General features: G+C 61.0%; 22 protein-coding genes and 2 tRNA genes. 17 read left to right on the top strand and 7 right to left on the bottom strand.

The annotated features are described in order from the left end of the window. The first annotated feature begins 1 nt into the window (after position 1). Positions 2 to 1,120 (top strand): succinylglutamate desuccinylase/aspartoacylase family protein, encoded by a 1,119-nt coding sequence (locus ATY02_RS07910; protein WP_068581840.1) that lies wholly within the window; start codon positions 2 to 4, stop codon positions 1,118 to 1,120. Positions 1,121 to 1,133: 13 nt separating this feature from the next. Further along, positions 1,134 to 1,898 carry an ABC transporter ATP-binding protein gene (locus tag ATY02_RS07905; protein ID WP_068581838.1) on the top strand — a complete coding sequence of 255 codons (765 nt, stop codon included), beginning with the start codon at positions 1,134 to 1,136 and terminating at the stop codon, positions 1,896 to 1,898. Positions 1,899 to 1,954: 56 nt separating this feature from the next. On the opposite strand, the gene ATY02_RS07900 is transcribed toward ATY02_RS07905, so the two are convergent. After that, the gene (locus tag ATY02_RS07900) at positions 1,955 to 2,167 is read right to left on the bottom strand and encodes a hypothetical protein (protein ID WP_083235678.1); all 213 of its coding nucleotides are present in this window, start codon (positions 2,165 to 2,167) and stop codon (positions 1,955 to 1,957) included. Between the two features lie 105 nt (positions 2,168 to 2,272). Continuing rightward, entirely contained in the window at positions 2,273 to 2,839 is a 567-nt protein-coding gene (gene dcd / locus ATY02_RS07895; protein ID WP_012313046.1) for a dCTP deaminase, read from the bottom strand. Between the two features lie 351 nt (positions 2,840 to 3,190). Between dcd and ATY02_RS07890 the strand changes: the two genes are divergently transcribed. Then, positions 3,191 to 3,400, top strand: coding sequence for a cold-shock protein (locus ATY02_RS07890; protein WP_017902777.1), 210 nt, complete (start codon positions 3,191 to 3,193; stop codon positions 3,398 to 3,400). Positions 3,401 to 3,493: 93 nt separating this feature from the next. On the opposite strand, the gene ATY02_RS07885 is transcribed toward ATY02_RS07890, so the two are convergent. Beyond that, positions 3,494 to 4,501: a DUF481 domain-containing protein gene (locus tag ATY02_RS07885; RefSeq protein ID WP_068581835.1), complete on the bottom strand. Its 1,008-nt coding sequence runs from the start codon at positions 4,499 to 4,501 to the stop codon at positions 3,494 to 3,496. Between the two features lie 160 nt (positions 4,502 to 4,661). On the opposite strand from ATY02_RS07885, the gene ATY02_RS07880 reads away from it, so the two are divergent. The 4 genes from ATY02_RS07880 (at position 4,662) to ATY02_RS07865 (ending at position 9,440) form a co-directional block, all read left to right on the top strand. Then, positions 4,662 to 5,015: an MGMT family protein gene (locus ATY02_RS07880; protein WP_068581832.1), complete on the top strand. Its 354-nt coding sequence runs from the start codon at positions 4,662 to 4,664 to the stop codon at positions 5,013 to 5,015. Positions 5,016 to 5,059: 44 nt separating this feature from the next. Then, complete coding sequence (locus tag ATY02_RS07875) at positions 5,060 to 6,625, top strand: AmpG family muropeptide MFS transporter (RefSeq protein ID WP_068581829.1); 1,566 nt, start codon at positions 5,060 to 5,062, stop codon at positions 6,623 to 6,625. 128 nt (positions 6,626 to 6,753) lie between these two features. Continuing rightward, positions 6,754 to 8,469: a proline--tRNA ligase gene (locus ATY02_RS07870; RefSeq protein ID WP_068581826.1), complete on the top strand. Its 1,716-nt coding sequence runs from the start codon at positions 6,754 to 6,756 to the stop codon at positions 8,467 to 8,469. 17 nt (positions 8,470 to 8,486) lie between these two features. After that, entirely contained in the window at positions 8,487 to 9,440 is a 954-nt protein-coding gene (locus ATY02_RS07865) for a hypothetical protein (RefSeq protein WP_068595828.1), read from the top strand. Between the two features lie 45 nt (positions 9,441 to 9,485). On the opposite strand, the gene dinB is transcribed toward ATY02_RS07865, so the two are convergent. Continuing rightward, entirely contained in the window at positions 9,486 to 10,550 is a 1,065-nt protein-coding gene (dinB, locus tag ATY02_RS07860) for a DNA polymerase IV (RefSeq protein ID WP_068608071.1), read from the bottom strand. Positions 10,551 to 10,847: 297 nt separating this feature from the next. Between dinB and ATY02_RS07855 the strand changes: the two genes are divergently transcribed. From ATY02_RS07855 to ATY02_RS07840, 4 genes are all read left to right on the top strand, one after another. Continuing rightward, positions 10,848 to 10,924: transfer RNA gene (locus ATY02_RS07855), tRNA-Met, on the top strand. A 196-nt stretch (positions 10,925 to 11,120) separates the two neighbouring features. Next, positions 11,121 to 11,197, top strand: a tRNA-Met gene (locus ATY02_RS07850). Positions 11,198 to 11,474: 277 nt separating this feature from the next. Beyond that, positions 11,475 to 14,114 (top strand): bifunctional lysylphosphatidylglycerol flippase/synthetase MprF, encoded by a 2,640-nt coding sequence (gene mprF / locus ATY02_RS07845; RefSeq protein WP_068580572.1) that lies wholly within the window; start codon positions 11,475 to 11,477, stop codon positions 14,112 to 14,114. After that, a complete protein-coding gene (locus ATY02_RS07840) occupies positions 14,114 to 15,406 on the top strand; it encodes an AcvB/VirJ family lysyl-phosphatidylglycerol hydrolase (protein WP_068580570.1) in 1,293 nt (430 codons plus the stop codon). Before mprF ends, ATY02_RS07840 begins: the two co-directional genes overlap by 1 nt. Positions 15,407 to 15,688: 282 nt before the next feature. On the opposite strand, the gene ATY02_RS07835 is transcribed toward ATY02_RS07840, so the two are convergent. Beyond that, the gene (locus tag ATY02_RS07835; RefSeq protein ID WP_416220675.1) at positions 15,689 to 17,530 is read right to left on the bottom strand and encodes a potassium transporter Kup; all 1,842 of its coding nucleotides are present in this window, start codon (positions 17,528 to 17,530) and stop codon (positions 15,689 to 15,691) included. Positions 17,531 to 17,887: 357 nt separating this feature from the next. Here ATY02_RS07835 and rimO point away from each other — a divergent pair, with 357 nt between their 5' ends. From rimO to tsaA, 5 genes are all read left to right on the top strand, one after another. Beyond that, positions 17,888 to 19,225 (top strand): 30S ribosomal protein S12 methylthiotransferase RimO, encoded by a 1,338-nt coding sequence (rimO, locus tag ATY02_RS07830; protein ID WP_068580567.1) that lies wholly within the window; start codon positions 17,888 to 17,890, stop codon positions 19,223 to 19,225. A gap of 108 nt (positions 19,226 to 19,333) precedes the next feature. Continuing rightward, complete coding sequence (locus tag ATY02_RS07825) at positions 19,334 to 19,807, top strand: GNAT family N-acetyltransferase (protein WP_068580565.1); 474 nt, start codon at positions 19,334 to 19,336, stop codon at positions 19,805 to 19,807. A gap of 82 nt (positions 19,808 to 19,889) precedes the next feature. Further along, on the top strand, positions 19,890 to 20,600 hold the full coding sequence (locus ATY02_RS07820; protein WP_068580563.1) for an rRNA pseudouridine synthase: 711 nt from the start codon (positions 19,890 to 19,892) through the stop codon (positions 20,598 to 20,600). Positions 20,601 to 20,661: 61 nt separating this feature from the next. Next, on the top strand, positions 20,662 to 21,123 hold the full coding sequence (locus ATY02_RS07815) for a DUF1456 family protein (protein ID WP_068580561.1): 462 nt from the start codon (positions 20,662 to 20,664) through the stop codon (positions 21,121 to 21,123). Between the two features lie 12 nt (positions 21,124 to 21,135). After that, positions 21,136 to 21,831 (top strand): tRNA (N6-threonylcarbamoyladenosine(37)-N6)-methyltransferase TrmO, encoded by a 696-nt coding sequence (gene tsaA, locus ATY02_RS07810; RefSeq protein WP_068580559.1) that lies wholly within the window; start codon positions 21,136 to 21,138, stop codon positions 21,829 to 21,831. 67 nt (positions 21,832 to 21,898) lie between these two features. On the opposite strand, the gene fpr is transcribed toward tsaA, so the two are convergent. Continuing rightward, positions 21,899 to 22,678, bottom strand: coding sequence for a ferredoxin-NADP reductase (gene fpr, locus ATY02_RS07805; protein WP_003198368.1), 780 nt, complete (start codon positions 22,676 to 22,678; stop codon positions 21,899 to 21,901). Between the two features lie 119 nt (positions 22,679 to 22,797). Between fpr and ATY02_RS07800 the strand changes: the two genes are divergently transcribed. Then, the gene (locus tag ATY02_RS07800) at positions 22,798 to 23,724 is read left to right on the top strand and encodes a LysR family transcriptional regulator (protein ID WP_068580557.1); all 927 of its coding nucleotides are present in this window, start codon (positions 22,798 to 22,800) and stop codon (positions 23,722 to 23,724) included. On the opposite strand, the gene ATY02_RS07795 is transcribed toward ATY02_RS07800, so the two are convergent. Then, a complete protein-coding gene (locus tag ATY02_RS07795) occupies positions 23,721 to 24,089 on the bottom strand; it encodes a diacylglycerol kinase (protein ID WP_176719838.1) in 369 nt (122 codons plus the stop codon). The genes ATY02_RS07800 and ATY02_RS07795 overlap by 4 nt on opposite strands. Between the last annotated feature and the right edge of the window lie 18 nt (positions 24,090 to 24,107).

The following is a 24,107-nucleotide window of genomic DNA, read 5'->3' as shown; positions in this document are numbered from 1 at the left end:
AATGCGTCATGAAATCCACGACCTGCTCGCCCCATTGCCGGGCACCGCGCGGCAGGTCCACAGCTTTCACTTCGGCCCCGCCCAGGCCCCGGGCAAGATCTACATCCAGGCCTCCCTGCATGCCGACGAAATGCCCGGCATGCTGGTGGCCTGGCATCTCAAGCAACGCCTGGGACAACTCGAGGCCAGTGGCCGCCTGCGCCATCAGATCGTCCTGGTACCGGTGGCCAATCCCATCGGCCTGGAACAGGTACTGATGGACGTTCCCCTGGGACGCTATGAACAGGAGAGCGGACAGAACTTCAATCGCTGGTTCAGCGACCTGAGCGAGCAGGTGGGTGACGCCGTCGCCGGGCTGCTCAACGACGACCCGCGGCACAACCTCGAGCTGATCCGCCGACACTTGGCCGATGCCCTGTCGCGCCAGCACACCGAGACACAATTGCAATCCCTGCGCCTGGTCCTGCAGCGGCTGGCCTGCGATGCCGAGATGGTGCTGGACCTGCATTGCGACTTCGAAGCGGTTGAGCACCTCTACACCACTCCCGAAGCCTGGACACACGTGGAACCCCTGGCCCGCTATATCGGCTCCCAGGCCAGCCTGCTGGCCACCGACTCAGGGGGCCAGTCATTCGACGAATGCTTCACCCTGTTCTGGTGGCGGCTGCAACAACGCTTTGGCGAGCGCTTCGCCATTGCTCCTGGAAGCTTTGCGGTCACACTCGAGTTGCGTGGCCAGGGCGATGTCGATCACCCCACCGCCAGCCAGGACTGCCAGGCCCTGCTGGACTACCTGACCCACTACGGCGCCATTGACGGCCAGGCGCCGGAGCTGCCCGACCTGCCATTCCCGGCCACGCCCCTGGCCGGGGTCGAGCCGGTGGTGACGCCAGTGGGCGGCCTGCTGGTCTTCACGGCCTTGCCAGGGCAGTACCTGGAAGCCGGACAGCAATTGGCCGAAATCATCGACCCGATCAATGATCGGGTCACTCCCATACATTGCACCAATGCCGGGCTCATGTACGCCCGCTCCCTGCGCCGCATGGCCACGGCCGGCATGGCGATCGCCCATGTCGCAGGCCATGCGGCCTATCGCAGCGGCTATCTACTTTCGCCTTGAGGATGCACGCCCCATGTACAAATTGACCGTTGAAGGCCTGCATAAATGCTATGGCGATAATGAAGTGCTCAAGGGGGTTTCCCTCAAGGCCAAGACTGGCGACGTGATCAGCCTGATCGGTGCCAGCGGCTCGGGCAAGAGCACCTTCCTGCGTTGCATCAACTTCCTGGAGACCCCGAACGATGGCGCCATGAGCCTGGACGGCCAGCAGATCCGCATGGTCAAGGACCACCATGGTATGCATGTGGCCGATCCCGCTGAGCTACAGCGAATACGCACCCGGTTGGCCATGGTGTTCCAGCATTTCAATCTGTGGAGCCACATGACCGTGCTGGAGAACATCACGATGGCCCCGCGCCGGGTGCTGGGGGTCAGCACCCAGGAGGCCGAGGAACGGGCCCGACGCTACCTGGACAAGGTCGGCCTACCGGCCCGGGTCGCCACCCAGTACCCGGCCTTTCTCTCCGGCGGCCAGCAACAGCGGGTAGCCATTGCCCGGGCCCTGGCCATGGAACCGGAGGTCATGTTGTTCGATGAGCCCACATCGGCCCTGGACCCGGAACTGGTGGGAGAAGTGCTCAAGGTGATCCAGGGCCTCGCGGAAGAGGGCCGGACGATGATCATGGTGACCCACGAAATGAGTTTTGCCCGCAAGGTCTCCAGCCAGGTGCTGTTCCTGCACAAGGGCCTGGTGGAGGAAGAAGGAGCCCCCGAAGACGTACTGGGCAATCCCAGGAGCGAGCGACTCCAGCAGTTTCTCAGCGGCAACCTGAAGTAGCAGCCAAGGTTTGCCCGTATTCACAACTTGGACACGGGCAAGGACACAAGGAAGAGTCAGGCCACGGGGACCGGTGGCGGCTCGTCCGGCAATGTCGGTTCGCCCGGTTCGTGGGGTTCGGGAGGCTGGGGGGAATCAGGATCTGGCTGGCCAGGAATACCGCCGGCCATGCTGACAGGAGGGTGCGCCAGGAGGGTCCAGGCCAGTACCCCAACCTGATTGGGTTCCAACCTCGCCAAAGTGGCACTTATTAGAGGATCTATCTTCATGGGGCACTCCTGGGCTGTACCCGGTACGCCTTGCGCGTACCGGCAGACACTCCAATAGAGTGTCTGCCTGCCCAGGAATTCCCGCTGTTCGTCAGACGAACGGATTCAGGTGCGCGGCAGGGTCACGCCACGTTGCCCCTGGTACTTGCCGCCACGATCCTTATAGGACACTTCGCACTCTTCATCCGACTCCAGGAAGAGCATCTGCGCCACACCTTCGTTGGCGTAGATTTTCGCCGGCAAGGTCGTGGTGTTGGAAAACTCCAGGGTCACGTGGCCTTCCCACTCCGGCTCCAGCGGGGTCACGTTGACGATGATGCCGCAACGGGCATAGGTGCTCTTGCCCAGGCAAATGGTCAGTACGTTGCGCGGAATACGGAAGTACTCGACGGTACGGGCCAGGGCGAAAGAGTTCGGCGGGATGATGCAGACATCGCTCTTCACATCGACGAAGCTGCCGGCGTCGAAGTTCTTCGGGTCGACGGTGGCCGAATTGATGTTGGTGAATACCTTGAATTCATCGGCGCAGCGTACGTCGTAGCCGTAGCTGGAAACGCCGAAGGAAATGACCCGGCTGTCGTGCTCGCCACGCACTTGGCGCTCGACGAACGGTTCGATCATGCCGTGCTCTTGCGCCATGCGGCGAATCCACTTGTCCGATTTGATGCTCATGGCGGATGTCCTGAAATAACGAGGTGAAAAATTCTGAACGGCATCTTACCGGGGCGCGAGGCAGGGTTCAAAGTCCAGGGGGCTTTTCTTGCTCCATCCCACGATTTTCAAGGGCTGGAAGGCAGTCACCCAGCCATCGATCACGAAAACTGAGAAACCTTCGCACTGACCATTGGCACGTTCAGGAAAAAGGGTTAAGGTGGCGCCACTGTGCTGCTTGTGTCACTGAGAATCTCTACACGATGTTGAATTTCGATCCAACCATCTCCAAGAATTTTTCCTGCTCTTTGCACTCAGTCTCGGCCCAGGCTTTTCCTGAGTCGCAGTTAACTTTGTCCAAGGAGATACACCATGTCTAATCGCCAAACCGGTACCGTTAAGTGGTTCAACGATGAAAAAGGCTTCGGCTTCATCACCCCACAATCCGGTGACGACCTGTTCGTACACTTCAAAGCCATCCAGGCTGACGGTTTCAAAACCCTGAAAGAAGGCCAGCAGGTTTCTTTCATCGCTACCCGCGGTCAGAAAGGCATGCAAGCTGAAGAAGTACAAGTTATCTAACTTGCACTGATCCAGTAAAAAGCCCCGCTCTCATCAGCGGGGCTTTTTTGTACCTGCAGGTTTCCCCTCCCCCGCAGGCCAGCAGATCCGAACTTACCAAGCCACGCCGAAACCTACGGTGTAGCGGGTCTTGTCCAGGTCGCTGCTTTGCGTACCACGAATCAGGTCCTTTTCGGCCTTGAGGTTCAGCGAAGCCCAGTCAGTGACCTTGTAACGCAACCCCAATTCGGCATCGAGGGCATAGTCGGCCACCCCGGAAAGCGGCTTGCTGACCTCGCCACCAGTGAAGAACTCGACCCGTTTGCCAATCAGGTAACGGTTATAGTCCCACTTCATGGCCAGGGAATAGAAGTTGTCCTTGCCGCCACTGGCATAGGCGTAGTCCGTCCGGTTGAGCAACGACCCCAGGGAGAAGGCGCCCAGTTCATCGTCCCAGAACTGGTAGCCGGGACCGGTACCCACCACCCGCTGTTGCTTGAGCTCCTCGACCTTGTCGCGCTTGTAGGTCAAGCGCCCCTGCCAGAACCACTGCTGGGTAATGAAACGGTCCAGGGCGTACTCGGCGCTCCAGTTATCAGTGGTCACCACCTTGTTCTGGAATTCGCGGTTGTACTCGCCTTCGGCGTTATGCCTCCAGGCACCGTGGCGCGCCGAGGTCTTGAAGTCGATGTCATAACGATCGGTATCCTTTTCCGCCCGCTTGTAGTCCAGGGCAAGGTCGACATTGCCCTTCCACACGATGTCTTCCACCAGCGGCTTGGGCTTCATGATTTGCTGGATACTCGCCAGTTCCACGGTCCTGGGCGCTTCGCCATTGGCCAGGGTGACCTTGCCCTCTGCCGCCGGCTGCAAAGACTTGGCCTTCTCTCCGGAGTAGGCGTCCTGCTTGACCAGCAGTTCCTGGTCGCTCTCCAGGGTCTTGACCTGCTTCCAGTCAATCGAGATGGCGCCGCCATAATCAGTCTGGATCAGTAGCTTGCCACCATCGAAAACCTTGATCTTGCCACTGAGGCGGTCGCCATTTTTCAACCACACGGTATCGGCCCAAACCGGCATGGAGGCGCCGAGTACCGCGAAACACAGCAAAGTTCTAGACAACATAAGTAAATACAGGACTCGATCTTGCAAAAAAGCGGCATTATTCCCACCGAATAATGCCTTAATCACGACTGACCAGGGTATTGAGAGTGAGTTCAATCCTCATTTGCCTTTCATCAGCACAATCGAGCAGGGCCTCTTCCTTTTATCTGGAACCGCGAATGTGACCGAGCCCACCGAAGCGCCACAAACCCCGGCACAAATCCGACGCACGGCGCTGTACCTGACCCTTGCCCAGGTTCCCCAGGGCAAGGTGGTCAGCTATGGCCAACTGGCAGAAATGGCGGGCCTGGGACGGGCGGCCCGCTGGGTAGGCCGTACCCTCAGCCAACTACCCGAAGACACCAGCCTGCCCTGGCACCGGGTGCTGGGTGCCGGCGGCCGCATCAGCCTGCCGGCCGGTAGCCCATCAGGCGACGAACAGCGCGCGCGACTGCGCGACGAGGGAGTCCCTGTACGCAACAATCGCGTGGATATTCAACGTCATGGCTGGCGCCCGGTAGAGCACAGCGGTTAGAGTGCGCGCTTTGTTTCCGTAATTCTTGAGGCAGACTCCAGCCCATGCCCCGTAAAACCTGGCGCGCCGCACTTGCCGCCTATGCCAGCCCCTCGACGCTCGTGCTGTTGCTGCTTGGTTTCGCTGCCGGCATGCCCTACATGCTGGTGTTCTCGACGCTTTCAGTGTGGTTGCGCGAGGCCGGTGTGGCCCGCGAGACCATCGGTTATGCCAGCCTGATCGGCCTGGCCTATGCCTTCAAATGGGTCTGGTCGCCCCTGCTCGACCAATGGCGCCTGCCGTTGCTGGGCCAACTGGGGCGACGACGTTCCTGGCTGGTGCTGGCACAAGCGCTGGTGATTCTCGGCCTGATCGGCATGGGTTTCTGCGATCCGCAGAAGCATCTTTCCTGGTTGATCGCCATCGCCGTGGTCGTAGCCTTCGCTTCGGCCACCCAGGACATCGCCATCGACGCTTACCGCCTGGAGATCGCCGACGATAGCCGCCAGGCGGCCCTGGCAGCCAGCTACATGTCCGGTTATCGGGTAGCGGTGCTGCTGGCTACCGCTGGCGCGTTGTTCTTTGCCGAGGGCTTCGGCTCCACCGGCTTCAGCTACAAACATTCGGCCTGGACCGGCACCTATGTGCTGTTCGGGGTCCTGATGATCCCGGCCCTGGTCACCACCTTGCTGATGCGTGAACCGGCGGTGCCGTTGCGCACCCAGCTATCGGCCGGGCGCTACAGCTTCGCCCACCAGTTGATCTCGGTATTCGTATTGATCGTGCTGCTGGTTTCCGTGCCCGCCACCTTCACCCAGTTGTACAACACCGACTTCGCCAGCGTGATCTTCCACGGCGTCAGCCTGCTGGACCTGCTGCTGGAAGACCGGGCCTTCCTGCGCGCCATTCTCTACATAACCCTCACTGCACTGTGCTTGTCGGCCATGGGCCGTCGAGGCCTGGCACCGGTGCTGACGCCCGTCAACGACTTCATCCTGCGCTACCGCTGGCAAGCCTTCCTGTTGCTGGGGCTGATCGCCACCTACCGCATGTCGGACACCGTCATGGGGGTCATGGCCAACGTGTTCTATATCGACCAGGGATTCACCAAGGACCAGATCGCTGGGGTCAGCAAGATCTTCGGCCTGATCATGACCCTGATCGGTGCCGGCATGGGCGGCCTGCTGATCGTGCGCTTCGGCATCCTGCCGATCCTGTTCATCGGTGGCGCCGCGTCCGCCGCGACCAACCTGCTGTTTCTCATGCTCGCCGACATGGGGCCGAACCTGAAGATGCTGATCGTCACCATTTCCCTGGACAACTTCAGTTCAGGCATGGCCACTTCAGCATTCGTCGCCTACCTGTCGAGCCTGACCAACCTCAAGTTCTCGGCGACCCAATATGCGTTGCTCAGCTCCATCATGCTGTTGCTGCCACGCCTGATCGGCGGCTATTCGGGAGTCATGGTGGAGAAGTTCGGCTATCACGATTTCTTCTTCATCACTGCGATGCTCGGAGTACCGACACTGATCCTGATCGCCGTGCACTGGTTCCAGGAAAGCCGTCGCGACGGTCCCAAGCCTGAAGCCGAAACCACCACCAACGGCAATGCCGTCGGCGAAGAATCCTAGAAAATCCCGGGGGTTGCGGGCTTTTCGCTCCCCTTACCCCCCCTCCAAGCACAGTTCTGTACGCCAACGGAACTCGCCCGTACAATGCTCCGTCACTTCCAGTCTTAAGCAACCGACAACGGCCTACCATGCGCACCAGTCAATATTTGCTCGCCACACAAAAAGAAACGCCTTCCGACGCGGTCGTGATCAGCCACCAGCTGATGCTGCGCGCCGGCATGATCCGCAAACTGGCTTCCGGCCTGTACACCTGGCTGCCGATGGGCCTGCGGGTAATGCGCAAGGTCGAAGCCATCGTTCGCGAAGAAATGAACGCCGCGGGTGCGCTTGAAGTGTTGATGCCGGGCATCCAGCCCGCGGAGCTGTGGCAGGAGTCCGGCCGCTGGGAACAGTACGGTCCTGAGCTGCTGCGCCTGAAAGACCGCCATAACCGCGACTTCTGCGCCGGCCCGACCCACGAAGAAGTGATCACCGACCTGGTCCGTAACGAGCTGAGCAGCTACAAGCAGTTGCCGCTGAACCTGTACCAGATCCAAACCAAGTTCCGTGACGAGATTCGTCCACGCTTCGGCCTGATGCGCGGTCGTGAATTCATCATGAAGGACGCCTACTCCTTCCACGCCGACCAAGCGTCGTTGCAGGTCACCTACGACCGCATGCACCAGGCCTACTGCAATATCTTCACCCGCCTGGGCCTGAAGTTCCGTCCAGTGGAAGCGGACAACGGTTCGATCGGCGGCGCCGGCTCCCACGAGTTCCACGTACTGGCCGAATCCGGCGAAGACGACATCATCTTCAGCAATGGCTCCGACTACGCGGCGAACATCGAGAAAGCCGAGGCCCTGCCTCGTGAAACCTCGCGCCCTGCACCAACCGAAGCCATGCGCCTGGTAGACACTCCTGACGCCAAGACCATCGCGCAACTGGTGGAAGGCTATAACCTGCCGATCGAGAAGACCGTCAAGACCCTGGTGGTGCATGCCGAAGAGCCAGGCAAGCTGATCGCCCTGATCATCCGTGGCGACCACGAACTCAACGAAATCAAGGCCGCCAAGCAATCTGGCGTTGCCGATCCGCTGGTCATGGCTTCCGAGGCCGAGCTGCGCGCCGCCATCGGCGCTGGCGCCGGTTCCCTGGGCCCGGTGAACCTGCCATTGCCGATCATCATCGACCGCTCCGTGGAGCTGATGAGCGACTTCGGTGTGGGCGCCAATATCGACGACAAACACTACTTCGGCGTGAACTGGGAACGCGACCTGCCGGTCCCAGCCGTGGCCGACCTGCGTAACGTGGTAGCCGGCGATCCAAGCCCGGACGGCAAGGGCGTGCTGGAAATCAAGCGCGGCATCGAAGTCGGGCACATCTTCCAGCTGGGCAACAAGTACAGCCAGGCGATGAAGTGCGAAGTGCTGGGCGAGAACGGCAAGCCGGTCACCCTGGAAATGGGCTGCTACGGTATTGGCGTCTCCCGCGTGGTCGCTGCCGCCATCGAACAGAACTACGACGAGAAAGGCATCATCTGGAGCGATACCCTGGCGCCATTCCAGATCGCCCTGGTTCCTCTGCGCTATGAAACCGATCTGGTTCGCGAAGCGACCGACAAGCTTTATGAGCAGCTCACCGCCGCCGGCTTCGAGGTCCTGCTGGACGATCGCGACAAGAAGACCAGCCCGGGTATCAAGTTCGCCGATATGGAACTGATCGGTATTCCACACCGGATCGTGGTCAGCGACCGCGGCCTGGCCGATGGCAACCTGGAGTACAAGAGCCGTACCGAGGCCGAGGCACAAGCGCTGCCTGCAGCCGACGTATTGTCCTTCCTCCAAGCCCGTATCCGTCGCTGAAACCAGATAGAGACGTCATGCTCAAGCGAAACACCTTAAGCCTCGGTGGCGCCGCCTTGTGCGGCGCCCTGCTGGTCAGCGGCTGCGCCAACCAAATGTCGCAACGCAGCGAACACGAGGAGCGGATCGAGCGCAAACTGCTCGACCACAGCCTGCAAATCGATGTCGGTGAGCCTAAGGTGCTTGAGCTGCCGCAACGCCGGGTACGCATCCACGAGCAAAAGACTTTCGAAGTGACCGAGTTCGAAGTCACGCGCCGCTACGACCGCTATACGCCCTACCAGCCCTGGCGCAAGGTCTACGAGATCCCGCTGGGCGCAGTAGCCCTGGTGGCCGGTGCTGGCGCCAACGTGGTCAATGTATTCGCCCTGGGCAACCTGCCGGACAGCGTCACCAAGGACTGGCTCAGCTACGGCGTATCCGGGCTCAACCCGTTCATGAACATGCCATCCCATGGTCGTGCCCAGCAGAACCTGGCGGCGATCGACGAAGTCCAGCGTGACAAACGCGTGGAATATTCGAGCCTGCCCTGGAGCGAACGCCCGGTACAGGTCAAGGTCGGCAAGCAAAGTTATGAGTTGAGCACCGATCGCAATGGCATCTTGCGCCTGAACCTGTTGGACGATCCTTTTTCCGAACAGGACCTGAAGCAAATCGGCAAGCTGCAGATCAGCGTCGAGGATGCACAGGATGAAGTGCATTCGGACTCATCCCTGAGCATCAGCAATGGCTTGCGCAGCAAATTGCTGGAGGCCCACGCCCTGATCTACGACGACCTTGAAGACGACGAAGTGAGCGAATGGGTACACCGGGTCAAGCGCCTGTCGCAGCTGGGCCTGGAAGAAGAAGCGAGCGAACTGGAGCAGAGCCTGATCGAGCTGACTCGCAACGATCCTGAGCTGCAAAAAGAGTTTCTCAAGTCACTGACCAAGAATGCAGGCCGCCTGGTAGCCGACCCCGGCAGCAACTGACCCTCCCCCCCCGTGCCATGGACCCGCCATGGCACCCAACGCCCGCTACTGACCCTGGAACAACTCCAGCTGTTCATGGCCACCGCGCAAGTCATGCAGACGCACACCAATCCCCAGCAAGCGCACGGGCTTGCCACCACGCTTGAAGGCCTGGCTGAGCAACTGCCGATAACTGTCCAGGTCACGCCCGGCCCCGGCCTGCTCCAGGGTGGTCTGGGTAAAGTCATGGAACTTCACCTTGACGAACGGCTTGCCTGGCCGATAGCTGCTATCGATGCGCTCTATCCGCCCGGCCAGGGTTGCCATCAGCTCGGGCAATTTCTCCAGGCAGCTCTCTAGATCCGGCAGGTCAACATCGTAGGTATTTTCCACGCTGATGGATTGCCTGCGGCTGTCATTGTGTACCGGTCGCTCATCGATACCCCGGGCCAAGCCCCAAAGCCGTTCGCCAAAACTGCCGAATTCGCGCACCAGCGCCAGCTTGCCCCAGTCCCGCAGTTGCAAGCAGTTGGCAATGCCCAGCCGCCCCAGCTTGTCCGCAGTCACCTTGCCCACGCCGTGCAATTTTCCCACCGGCAGCTCGGAGACGAAATCCTCCACTTGATCCGGGGTAATCACAAACAGTCCGTTGGGCTTTTTCCAGTCGCTGGCGATCTTGGCCAGAAACTTGTTCGGCGCGACACCGGCCGACACCGTGATATGCAACTGGTTGGAGACCCGGCGACGAATGTCCTGGGCAATGCGCGTGGCGCTACCGGAAAAACTCAAGCTGTCGGAGACATCCAGGTAGGCTTCGTCCAGCGATAACGGCTCGATCAAGTCGGTGTAGTCGCGAAAGATCCCATGGATCTCTTTCGATGCCTCACGATAGGCATCCATTCTCGGCTTGACGATGACCAGGTCCGGGCACAAGGCCAGCGCATGCCGCGATGACATGGCCGATCGCACACCGTACGCCCGCGCCTCATAATTGCAGGTAGCGATCACTCCCCGCCTCTCTGCTGAGCCGCCCACTGCCAAAGGCTTGCGGGCCAGCTGCGGGTCATCGCGCATTTCGATGGCCGCATAGAAGCAATCACAATCGATGTGGATGATTTTGCGTTGCATCATATGAAGGCAGGGATCATGAAAAGACGGGGGCTTGAGTGGAAACAGGAACAAGTATCTACCCACACCTGTATATAGCACCAGTACCTTGCATCATCGCCAGGCAACACAGGCGAACCAGATGAAATTTATTCGCTCAATGGCCTCACAGCCTCCAATAGAGCTGAAAGCCCCGCCCCACCTGGCCCCAAGCCATTTGAAAAGCCCTTGATCGAGTGCTAAGCATTTGAACAGGAAGCCTTTTTTAAAATTTAATGATTGACACACTTAAAATCCTCTGTAGAATTCCGCCACATCAGACGCGGGATGGAGCAGCCTGGTAGCTCGTCGGGCTCATAACCCGAAGGTCGTCGGTTCAAATCCGGCTCCCGCAACCAGATATAGAAAAAGGCCACTTCTTTGAGTGGCCTTTTTTTTGCGTGTTCGTTTTCCAAAAACTCACTGACCCAAGCGATAAACTCTTTGCCTGGCCTTCAGTTAGAGAGCGAACCGGGGCATTCGACACTTATTTGACCCTTTTGGGCATTAACGGTTGACACTCGACGGTTCGCCTGTAGAATGCCGCCCCACAGACGCGGGATGGAGCAGTCTGGTAGCTCGTCGGGCTCATAACCCGAAGGTCGTCGGTTCAAATCCGGCTCCCGCAACCATATATCAAAAAAGGCTGCTCGAAAGAGTGGCCTTTTTTGTGTGTGTGAAAAAATCCTTTCGCAACAATGACCTGCAAAAGTATTACGAACCTTCAGCGATACTTCGACTCTTCAGTATGCGAGCTATGCTCTGTCTCGAGTACCTGCCTTGTTGCTGGTCGCACAAGGTCGCCGGGCCACGGTGAGACGCGTTAATATTTGAAATTATTTTTTCTACAGGGATTGGTAACTTGGCTGGATACCCCCATCCTGTCGCGCACAATCCACGAGGTGATTGATGCGCGCCAACACGTCTGACTCACAAGACACCGATACCGTACAACCCATTGCAGCCACTCGTTTGCGCTGGCTGGACCTGTTGAGCAAATATCGCCAACCACTGGGGCTGGTGGTGACACTCCTGCTGTTCGCCATTGCCTTGATCGCCTGCCGCCACCTGCTCAGCGAACTGGACTTCTACGCACTCCACGATTCAATCCTGGAAGTACCCAAGCCAACCCTGCTCGGTGCATTGGGCGCAACCATCGCAGGCTTCATCATCCTGCTGGGCTACGAGTGGTCCGCCAGCCGGTACGCCGGTGTCAGCCTGAGTGGACGCACCCTGGCCCTGGGTGGTTTCACGGCCTTCGCCATTGGCAACGCCATCGGCTTGTCGCTGCTCTCCGGCGGGTCGGTACGCTACCGCCTTTATGCGCGCCATGGCCTGGGGGCCTCCGACGTCGCCCACATGACCCTGTTCGCCAGCCTTTCCCTGGGCTGTGCCTTGCCGCCCCTCGCGGCCCTAGCAACCCTGAGCAACCTGCCGGCGGCCTCCGTGGCCCTGCACCTGCCTGAAAGCCTGTTGGCGGGCATTGCACTGGCGGTCCTGCTACTCGGCGCCGTCCTGGCCATCGGTATCTATCGGCGGCGCCTGCCCGAACAGCCCCTGCGCGACAACCTGCTGGTGCGAGTCGGACGCCGTACCCTGCGCCTGCCCGGGCCACGCCTGACCTTCCTGCAGTTGATCATCACCGCCCTGGACGTAGCCGCAGCCGCCACCGTGCTCTACCTGCTGCTGCCTGAAGCCCCACCGTTCGGCGCCTTCCTGCTGGTCTACCTGCTGGCCCTGGCTGCCGGGGTGCTCAGCCATGTTCCTGGCGGTGTCGGGGTATTCGAAGCGATCCTGCTGGCGGCGTTCGCCGATAAGCTCGGTGCCGCTCCCCTGGCCGCCGCGCTGCTGCTGTATCGCTTGATCTACGTAGTGCTGCCCATGCTCGTGGCCTGCGTGCTGTTGCTGATCAATGAGGCCCAGCGCCTGTTCCAGACCCGGCAATCGCTACGGGTGGCCTCCGGCCTTGCTGCGCCTATCCTTGCTGTGCTGGTGTTCCTCTCCGGCGTCGTCTTGCTGTTCTCCGGCGCCACTCCGGAAATCGACACACGCCTGCAACATGTTGGCTTCCTGATTCCCCACCGCCTGGTGGATGCTTCGCACTTCGGCGCCAGCCTGATCGGCGTACTCTGCCTGCTACTGGCCCAGGGCCTGCGCCGGCGCCTGTCGGCCGCCTGGATGCTCACCACCATCCTGTTGCTGGTGGGTGCCCTGCTCTCGCTGCTCAAGGGTTTTGACTGGGAGGAAGCCTGCCTGATGACGCTGACCGCCAGTCTGCTGGCGGTCTTCCGTCGCTCGTTCTATCGCCCTAGCCGCCTGACCGAACTGCCCTTCTCACCGCTGTACCTGGTGGCCAGCTTCTGCGTGCTGGGGGCCTCCATCTGGCTGCTATTGTTCGCCTACCAGGATGTCCCCTACAGCCACCAGCTGTGGTGGCAATTCACCCTGGATGCCGATGCGCCCCGTGGCCTGCGCTCATTGCTGGGAGCCGCGGTGCTGTTGCTGGTGGTATCCCTGACCTGGCTGCTGCGCACCGCGCGCCCCGTGATCCACCTGCCCACGAGCGAGGAGTTGGACAAGGCGGCGAAGGTCCTCATGGCCTCGTCCCAACCCGATGGCGGCCTGGCACTGACCGGCGACAAGGCGCTGCTGTTCCATCCCAACGACGATGCCTTCCTGATGTATGCCCGTCGTGGCCGCAGCCTGGTAGCGCTGTACGATCCGATCGGTCCGACCCAGCAACGCGCCGAGATGATCTGGCAGTTCCGCGACCTGTGCGATGTGCATCACGCGCGCCCGGTGTTCTACCAGGTGCGGGCGGAAAACCTGCCTTACTACATGGACATCGGCCTGACGGCGATCAAGCTCGGCGAAGAAGCCCGGGTCGATCTCAAGCGCTTCGACCTCGAGGCCAAGGGCAAGGAGATGAAGGACCTGCGCTACACCTGGAACCGTGGAACCCGCGACGGCCTGTCGCTGGAGATCCACGACGCCGGGCAAGCGCCGATGGACGAGTTGAAGGTCATCTCCGATGCCTGGCTGACCGGCAAGAACGTCCGGGAGAAAGGCTTCTCCCTGGGCCGCTTCAGCGACGAATACCTCAAGTATTTCCGTATCGCGATCATTCGTTTTGAAGGACGCCCGGTGGCCTTTGCCAACCTGCTCGAGACCTACAACCATGACCTGGCCAGTCTCGACCTGATGCGCGCGCACCCGGATGCTCCAAAGCTGACCATGGAGTTCATGATGGTCGGCCTGATCCAACATTATAAAAATCATGGATATGCCCGCTTCAGCCTGGGGATGGTGCCCCTTTCCGGCCTGCAACCGCGCCGTGGAGCACCGCTGACCCAACGCCTGGGCTCGATGGTGTTCCGCCGCGGTGAGCAGCTCTACAACTTCCAGGGCCTGCGCCGCTTCAAAGACAAGTTCCAGCCTGACTGGGAACCCCGTTACATGGCCGTGCCAGCAGGGCTGGACCCGCTGGTCGCACTGGCCGACACCGCCGCCCTGATCGCGGGCGGCCTGACTGGATTGGTGAAACGCTGATGATTCAACGTTCTTTGCGGTATCTGCTGGCCACCCTGGTGGTCCTGGCTGTGATTGCGGGTGGCGGCTATTGGTGGTGGAACCGCCCGGCACCGGAACCAGCCCTGGAGCAACTGACCCAGGCCGACGGCTCGACCCTGACTCGCGTAACCCCCGGCACCACTACCAAGGCCCGCGTCATCGTGGCGGTACTGCCGGACTCGACCCTGAGCGACAAGCAACTGCTGGCCCTGAGCCGTAGTGGCGCGGCGCAAATCGTCCAGGTAGTCCTGCCCAAGGATGACTGCAAGCTGCAGGAGCAAGCGCTGCAAAACGCCCTGCCGCAACTCAACGGCCCCGCTACCCTGGTCAGCGGTATCGGCCCGGGCGCGGCCCTGGCCTGGCGCTGGATCGCCTCCCAAAGCGACGACAAGGCCCAGGCGGTATCGGTGGGCTTCACCATCAACCCGGCACCCGGCTGCACCGACCCACTGCCCAAGACCCTGGCCCACGGCCACTGGCTGGTCGCCTGGAACGACAACCCGGACGACGAGAGCGCCGGCTTCGTGCGCGACACCCCCAACGCCACCACCAGCATCAGCGACTACGATATCCACCTGCCACAAGTACTGAACAACGAACTGCGCAAGCTGCTGGTAGGTTCGGACAATGGCGGGCTGAACATCCCGGTGGTGGAAGTCCCGGCCGGCCAGGCCAAGGACACCGTGACCCTGTTCCTCTCCGGGGACGGCGGCTGGCGCGACCTGGACCGCGACGTAGCCGGGGAAATGGCCAAGATCGGGTATCCGGTGGTGGGTATCGATACCCTGCGCTACTACTGGCAGCACAAGACTCCGGAACAAAGCGCCACCGACCTCACCGAGCTGATGCAGCACTACCGGCAGAAGTGGGGCACCAAGCGCTTCGTCCTGACCGGCTACTCCTTCGGCGCCGACGTACTGCCAGCTATCTACAATCGCCTGCCGGAAGCCGAGCAGCAACGAGTGGACGCCATTATCCTGCTGGCCTTCGCCCGCACCGGCAGCTTCGAGATCGAAGTAGAGGGCTGGCTGGGCAACGCCGGCAAAGAAGCCGCCACCGGGCCGGAAATGGCCAAGCTGCCAGCAGCCAAGGTGGTGTGCATCTACGGCGTTGAAGAAGTCAACGAGAGTGGCTGCACCGACAAGACCGCGGTTGGCGAAGCGATGAAGCTGCCAGGCGGCCACCACTTCGACGAGAACTACCCAGCCCTGGCCAAGCGCCTGGTGGAGATCATCGAGAAGCGCCAGGGCAAGGAAAACGCCAGCAACTAAGTGGCACCCGGGTCACCGGACACGGTGACACCCGCAAAATAGAAGCCCTCCCAGCGAGGGCTTTTTTTCGTCTGGTACAACATCGCCCGCCCTATAGGCAGGCACAAAAAGGCCCCCGCCAGGTGGTAGTGCTTGATCCCGTTTAGGAGCAGCCGGTCGACGCTCGATTGCTCGCGATGGTCGTAGCGCGTGTCTACTGGGTAAACGCAGCGCTCTGAAGTCCATCGCGGGCAAGCCTCGCTCCTACACTGAGCCAGGCGGGGGCTTTTTGTTTGGGCGGCCTCAGATCTCGACCTGGGTTCCCAGCTCGATCACCCGGTTCACCGGCAGCTTGAAGAAGCGCAGGTTGCCGTTGGCGTTCTTCAACATGAAGGCGAACAGCACTTCGCGCCAGCGGGCCATGCCCACCAGCTTGGAGGCGATCACCGTCTCGCGGCTGAGGAAATAGGTGGTGCGCATCGGGCTGAAGTCCAGCTCGTCCAGGTGGCACAGCTTCAGGGCCTCGGGCACATCCGGCTCGTCGGTGAAACCAAAGTGCAGGATCACCCGGAAGAAGCCTTCGCCGTAGGAGTCCACCTCGAACCGGCGTTGGGTCGGCACCCGCGGAATATCCTCGTAGACCACTGTCAGCAACACCACTTGCTCATGCAGCACCTGGTTGTGCAACAGGTTATGCAGCAAGGCATGGGGCACGGCATCCGGACGAGCAGTGAGGAACACCGCGGTGCCCTGTACCCGATGCGGTGGCTGCACGCGGATGCTGCCGATGAAGATCGGCAATGGCAGCCCCCCTTCGTCCAGGCGATCCACCAACAGCTCCTTGCCGCGTTTCCAGGTGGTCATCAGGACGAACAGCACGATCCCCGCCAGCACCGGGAAGGCACCGCCCTGGACGATCTTCGGTACGTTGGCGGCGAAGAACAGCCCATCCACCAGCAGGAAGCCCAGCAGGATCGGCATGATCAGTACCGGCGACCACTTCCACAGCAACAGCATCACCGCCGACACCAGGATGCTGGTGATCAGCATGGTGCCGGTCACCGCCACGCCATAGGCCGAGGCCAGGGCGCCGGAGGACTCGAAGCCCAGCACCAGCAGGATCACCCCGACCATCAGCGACCAGTTCACCGCACCGATGTAGATCTGTCCTTGCTCGGCGCTGGAAGTGTGCTGGATGTACATCCGCGGGATGTACCCCAGCTGGATGGCCTGGCGGGTCAGGGAGAAGGCCCCGGATATCACCGCCTGGGAGGCGATCACCGTGGCCAGGGTCGCCAGCCCCACCAGCGGGATCAGGGCCCAGCCCGGTGCCAGCAGGTAGAACGGGTTGCGTGCCGCCTCGGGGTTTTCCAGCAGCAACGCGCCCTGGCCGAAGTAGTTCAGTACCAGCGCCGGCAGCACCAGGGCGAACCAGGCCCGGGCAATGGGCTTGCGCCCGAAGTGGCCCATGTCGGCATACAGCGCCTCAGCACCGGTCAGGGCCAGTACCACGGCCCCCAGGATCGCCACGCCCATGCCCGGATGGGAGATGAAGAAGCGCACGGCCCATACCGGGTTCAACGCCTGCAGCACTTCCGGATGCTGGGCGATACCGTGGATACCCAAGCCCCCAAGGACCAGGAACCAGGCCACCATCACCGGACCGAACAGCTTGCCGATGCGGTCGGTACCGTGCTTCTGGATCAGGAACAGTGCCACCAAGACCACCAACGCCAACGGCACGACCCAATGCTCCAGGCCACTGAACGCCAGCTCCAGCCCCTCGACCGCCGAGAGCACCGAGATCGCCGGGGTAATCATGCTGTCGCCATAAAACAACGAGGCGCCGATCAGGCCAAGGATCACCAGCACCGAACGCAGTCGCGGATACGACGCCGATGCCCGACGGGCCAATGCCGTCAGGGCCATGATCCCGCCCTCGCCCTGGTTGTCGGCGCGCAGGATGAACAGCACGTACTTGATCGAAACGACCCAGACCAGCGACCAGAAGATCAGCGCCAGGATGCCGAATACGCCATCGTGGTTGACCTGGACACCATAACTGCCGGAAAAGACTTCTTTGAGGGTATAGAGCGGGCTGGTACCGATGTCGCCATAAACCACCCCTACCGCGGCGACCAGCATGCTCAACGGCCGTGCGGCCGAATGCTCGGCGCCCGCCGCCTGACTACTTGCCTGACCCATCCAATACTCCTGATTCCAGACCCGGCTTTTTAGAATGAAACGCTATGCTTTGGTATTGCAGCATGTGCGGCTTTACTTGTTGTTACAGACGTTTGATTGACTGCAAGAATTCTCATGCATGCAACGGCGCGAAGCATAGCGCAGCACTCGTCGTATTTCCCCGCATAAAGCTGGTCAAGTGCGCTGCTCATCGCTAGAATTGCGCACTTTTTGATCAGAGGCGCCCAAAGCGCCCGTTCACCGCCAGCGCATCCATCCAGATCGCCGAGCGGCCAGACACCTATACCGAGGTTAGACATGTCCACCCCTACTGCGCCAGCCAACCCCAAGGTCGGCTTCGTTTCCCTGGGTTGCCCCAAGGCTCTGGTCGACTCCGAGCGCATCCTCACTCAACTGCGCATGGAAGGTTATGACGTGGTGTCCACCTACCAGGACGCCGACGTCGTGGTGGTCAACACTTGCGGCTTCATCGACTCGGCCAAGGCCGAATCCCTGGAAGTGATCGGCGAAGCGATCAAGGAAAACGGCAAGGTCATCGTGACCGGCTGCATGGGCGTGGAAGAAGGCAATATCCGTGATGTGCACCCCAGCGTGCTGGCTGTAACCGGACCACAGCAGTACGAGCAGGTCGTCAGCGCCGTGCATGAAGTGGTACCGCCCAAGCAGGACCACAACCCGCTGATCGACCTGGTGCCGCCACAAGGTATCAAGCTGACCCCACGGCACTACGCCTACCTGAAGATTTCCGAAGGCTGCAACCACAGCTGCAGCTTCTGCATCATCCCGTCGATGCGCGGCAAGCTGGTCAGCCGCCCGGTGGGCGACGTGCTTGACGAGGCCCAGCGCCTGGTCAAGTCCGGGGTCAAGGAACTGCTGGTGATTTCCCAGGACACCAGCGCCTATGGCGTCGACGTCAAGTACCGCACCGGTTTCTGGAACGGCGCACCGGTCAAGACCCGCATGACCGAACTCTGCGAAGCCCTGAGCACCCTGGGCGTCTGGGTCCGCCTGCACTATGTCTACCCGTATCCGCACGTCGACGAGCTGATCCCGCTGATGGCCGCCGGCAAGATCCTGCCGTACCTGGACATCCCGTTCCAGCACGCCAGCCCGAAAGTGCTCAAGGCCATGAAGCGCCCGGCCTTCGAAGACAAGACCCTGGCCCGGATCAAGAACTGGCGCGAGATCTGCCCCGAGCTGATCATCCGCTCCACCTTCATCGTCGGTTTCCCCGGCGAAACCGAGGAAGACTTCCAGTACCTGCTGGACTGGCTGACCGAGGCCCAGCTGGACCGCGTCGGCTGCTTCCAGTACTCGCCGGTAGAAGGCGCCCCGGCCAACGACCTGGACCTGGAAGTGGTGCCGGACGACGTCAAGCAGGATCGTTGGGAGCGCTTCATGGCGCACCAGCAGGAAATCAGCTCGGCGCGCCTGCAACAGCGCGTCGGCAAGGAAATCGAAGTACTGATCGACGAAGTCGACGAGCAAGGCGCCGTAGGCCGCTGCTTCTTCGATGCCCCGGAGATCGACGGCAACGTGTTCATCGACAATGCCAGCCACCTGAAGCCGGGCGACAAGGTCCGCTGCCGGGTGACCGACGCCGACGAGTACGATCTCTGGGCCCAGATCCTGTAAGGCGTAAAAAAACCGCCAAGCCCCGCTCTCGCGACGAGATGCGGGGCTTTTTTAGGTCTATCGTTTGCTCTGGACTACGCGTCAATCCTTAACCCAGGAGCAGGCGGCATGCGCCAACATTCGGTCATCCAGACTCCGAAATTCAGTGACTACGCAGAACTGACCCAGGTCTGGGAAGCCTCCGTACGCGCCACCCACGACTTTCTTCCCGACAGCTACATCGAGCAACTGCGAAAGCTGGTGCTGACCCGCTACCTGGATGCCGTGATGCTGATCTGCACCCGCGACCAGCGGCAACGCATCACCGGTTTCGCCGGCGTCGCGGCAGGCAAGGTCGAGATGCTGTTCATCCATCCCGCCCACCGCGGCCTGGGCCTGGGGCGACAGTTGCTGAACTATGCCGTGGAGCACCTGAATGCCCGGCAACTGGACGTCAATGAGCAGAACCCTCAGGCCCTGGGCTTCTACTTCAAGCAGGGCTTCGAGATCGTCGGGCGTTCGGCGCAGGACGGCATGGGCCAGCCCTATCCCCTGCTGCACATGCGCCTGAAACCTGCGCAGTTGCAGGTCGGACGCGGCTAATGGCCACAGCCCGCAAATGGACTCGCGATTAACCGACGCCAGGCAGGTACAATAGTCGCCCTCTTTTGCAATGGTTTGCATCATGACTGACCCGATTCGCCTTTCCAAACGCCTTATCGAACTGGTTGGCTGCTCCCGCCGGGAGGCCGAACTGTTCATCGAAGGTGGCTGGGTCACCGTGGATGGTGAAGTCATCGATGAGCCACAGTTCAAGGTCGGAACACAAAAGGTAGCGCTAGACCCCGAAGCCAAAGCCACGGCACCGGAACCGGTCACCATCCTGCTCAACGTACCGGCTGGCCAGGATCTGGACAGCGCCCGGCTCTCGATCAATGCCGCCAGCCTGTCGGATGAACACCGCTTCGGCAAGCGTCCGCTGCGTGGGCACTTCGTGCGCCTGAGCGCCAGTGAGGACCTGCAGGCGGACGCCAGTGGCCTGCTGGTGTTCACCCAGGATTGGCGAGTGCTGCGCAAGCTCACCGCCGATGCCGCCAGGATCGAGCAGGAGTATGTGGTGGAGGTGTCCGGGCAAATGATCGAGCATGGCCTCAATCGCCTGAGCCACGGCCTGAGCTACAAGGGTCGCGAGCTGCCTGCTGTGAAAGCCAGCTGGCAGAGTGAAAACCGCCTGCGATTCGCCCTGAAGAACCCTCAGCCCGGGATGATCGCCCTGCTCTGCCAGGCCGTCGGCCTCAAGGTCGTGGCCATGCGCCGTATTCGTGTCGGTGGCGTGTCCATTGGCAAGGTGCCATTGGGCCAGTGGCGCTACCTGTCGACCAAAGAGAAATTCTGAACGCCTTCCCTGCCCCGTGCCCTTGCGCGGGCGCTCCATGCGCATAGACCAGGACCCCAACATGATTCATAACGATGTACTGCGCAGCGTGCGCTACATGCTCGATATCAGCGACAAGAAAGTCGTCGAGATCATCAAGCTCACCGGCTTCGACGTCAGCCTGGAACAGATCGTCAGCTACCTGAAGAAAGACGAGGAAGAAGGTTTCGTGCATTGCCCTGACGAGGTCATGGCGTATTTCCTCGATGGCCTGGTGATCTTCAAGCGGGGCAAGGACGAAAGCCGCCCGCCGCTGCCTGTCGAACTGCCAGTGACCAACAACATCATCCTGAAGAAACTGCGCGTCGCCTTCGAACTCAAGGAAGATGACCTGCACGCTGTGCTCAAGGCTGCCAACTTCCCGGTATCCAAGCCCGAGCTGAGCGCACTGTTTCGCAAGTTCGGCCACAACAACTACCGTCCTTGCGGCGACCAGTTGCTGCGCAACTTCCTCAAGGGCCTGACCCTGCGCGTACGCGGCTGAGCTTCCCGGACCATGGCCTACAGCGTCTCCCCCATTGGCTTCGTGCGCTCCTGCTTCAAGGAGAAGTTCGCCATTCCACGCCAACCGCAACTGGCCCCGGCGGCCCGCGGCGTACTGGAACTGGTGGCGCCCTTCGATCAAGGTGAGGCGGTGCAGGGCCTGGAGCAGGTCAGCCACGTCTGGCTGCTATTCCTGTTCCACCAGGCCCTGGAAGACAAACCCCGGCTCAAGGTGCGCCCACCGCGCCTCGGGGGCAACAAGTCCATGGGCGTCTTCGCCACAAGAGCCACCCACAGGCCCAATGGCATCGGCCAGTCGGTGGTCAAGCTGGACAAGGTCGAAGCGGGACGCCTTTGGATTTCCGGCATCGACCTGCTCGATGGCACGCCCATCCTGGACATCAAGCCCTACGTGCCCTATGCCGACATCGTCAGCGGGGCCCACAACGAGATCGCCAGCGCCGCGCCGCAGCTCATTCCAGTGCAATGGCAAGACCAGGCATTGGAGCAGGCGAAGATGCACGCCCTGCGACTTCAGGAACCGTTGGTGGAGCTGATCGAGCAATGCCTGGCCCAGGACCCTCGCCCGGCCTACCAGACACCTGGCCCCGAGCGAGAATACGGCGCCCAGTTCTGGGACCTGGACGTACGTTGGCATTACCCCGAGCCGGGGCTAATCCGGGTGCTGGAAGCCGTGCCCGCCAACTGAAACCCGAAAACAAAAAAGCCCGCGTTGCCTGGAAAGGCAACGCGGGCTTTTTATCTGATACGGGTGCTTACTTCTCGACGAAAGCGCGCTCGATCAGGTAGTCGCCTGGCTCACGCATGCGTGGCGAGACGGTCAGGCCGAAGCTGTTGAGTACTTCGCTGGTTTCATCCAGCATGCTCGGGCTGCCACACAGCATGGCGCGGTCGTCCTGAGGGTTGATCGGCGGCAGGCCGATATCCCGGAACAGCTTGCCGCTGCGCATCAGGTCGGTCAGGCGGCCTTCGTTCTCGAACGGTTCGCGAGTCACGGTGGGGTAGTAGATCAGCTTCTCGCGCAGGGCCTCGCCGAAGAACTCGTTCTGCGGCAGGTGCTCGGTGATGAACTCGCGGTAGGCGACTTCATTGACGTAGCGTACGCCGTGGCACAGGATCACTTTTTCGAAACGCTCGTAGGTTTCCGGATCCTGGATTACGCTCATGAACGGTGCCAGGCCGGTACCGGTGCTGAGCAGGTAGAGGTGCTTGCCTGGCTTCAGGTCATCCAGTACCAGGGTACCGGTTGGCTTCTTGCTGATGATGATCTCGTCGCCTTCCTTCAGGTGCTGCAGCTGGGAAGTCAGCGGACCGTCAGGAACCTTGATGCTGAAGAATTCGAGATGCTCTTCCCAGTTCGGGCTGGCAATGGAGTAGGCACGCATAAGCGGACGGCCGTTGGGCTGTTGCAGGCCGATCATCACGAACTGACCGTTCTCGAAGCGCAGGCCCGGATCGCGGGTGCACTTGAAGCTGAACAGAGTGTCGTTCCAGTGATGAACACTGAGGACACGCTCGTGGTTCATGTTGCTCATGTACGGGGACTCCTAGAAATTGCCTGCGCTGACCATGAGCGCAATTGCACAGCATTCTAATGGCGGCGACAATATCTGTTAACTGGATTATTAAGATAAGGGTTATCGGTTATATCGATATGCGATTCACTATCCGTCAACTCCAAGTCTTCGTCGCCGTCGCCCAGCAAGAGAGCGTTTCCCGGGCTGCCGGGCTATTGGCCCTGTCGCAATCGGCGGCGAGTACCTCGATCACCGAACTCGAGCGCCAGTCCAGTTGCCAATTGTTCGACCGGGCGGGCAAGCGCCTGAGTCTCAATGCCTTGGGCAAGCAATTGCTGCCCCAGGCCGTGGCGCTGCTGGACCAGGCCAAGGAAATCGAAGACCTGCTCAATGGCAAGTCCGGCTTCGGCTCGCTGTCGGTGGGCGCGACCCTGACCATCGGCAACTACCTGGCAACCCTGCTGATCGGCAGCTTCATGCAGGTGCACCCGGAGAGCCAGGTCAAGCTCCATGTGCAGAACACTGCGCATATCGTGCAACAGGTTGCCCACTACGAAATTGATCTGGGTCTAATCGAAGGCGACTGCAATCACCCGGACATCGAAGTGCAAAGCTGGGTCGAGGACGAGCTGGTGGTGTTCTGCGCACCGCAACACCCCTTGGCCAAACGCGGCCACGCCACCATGGAGGAGCTGACTCGCGAAGCCTGGATCCTTCGCGAACAGGGTTCGGGAACACGCCTGACCTTCGACCAGGCCATGCGTCACCACCGTAGTGCGCTGAATATTCGCCTGGAGCTCGAACACACCGAGGCCATCAAGCGCGCCGTGGAATCAGGATTGGGGATTGGCTGTATTTCCCGGCTGGCGCTGCGCGATGCGTTTCGTCGCGGCAGCCTGGTACCGGTGGAGACACCGGGCCTGGACCTGGCCCGGCAGTTCTACTTCATCTGGCACAAGCAGAAATACCAGACCTCGGCCATGCGTGAGTTCCTGGAGCTGTGCCGTTCGTTCACGGCAGGCGTGCGACGCAGCGACGAGATCGTCCTGCCAAGCATTCCCTAGATCAGGATGACCGCCCAGACGATCGTGATCATGCTCAGGGCGACGAACTGCGCGGCGCTGCCCATATCCTTGGCGTTCTTCGACAAGGGGTGACGATCCAGGGAAATCCGGTCGATGGCCGCTTCTACCGCCGAGTTGAGCAGTTCCACGATCAGCGCCAGCAGGCACACGGCGATCAACAACGCCCGCTCGACCCGACTGACGTTGAGCAGGAAGCTCAGGGGGACGAGGATCACATTGAGCAGTACCAGCTGCCGAAAGGCCGCCTCGCCTGTGAAAGCCGCGCGCAAGCCATCGAAGGAATAACCTGCGGCATTGAGGATACGTTTAAGACCGGTTTGACCTTTGAAAGGCGACATAAGCAGAGCAACTGAAAAGAAGGA

This window comes from Pseudomonas sp. BIOMIG1BAC, from assembly GCF_001705995.2.
Taxonomy (GTDB): domain Bacteria; phylum Pseudomonadota; class Gammaproteobacteria; order Pseudomonadales; family Pseudomonadaceae; genus Aquipseudomonas; species Aquipseudomonas sessilinigenes.
This window is presented reverse-complemented; position numbering and strand designations above follow the sequence as displayed.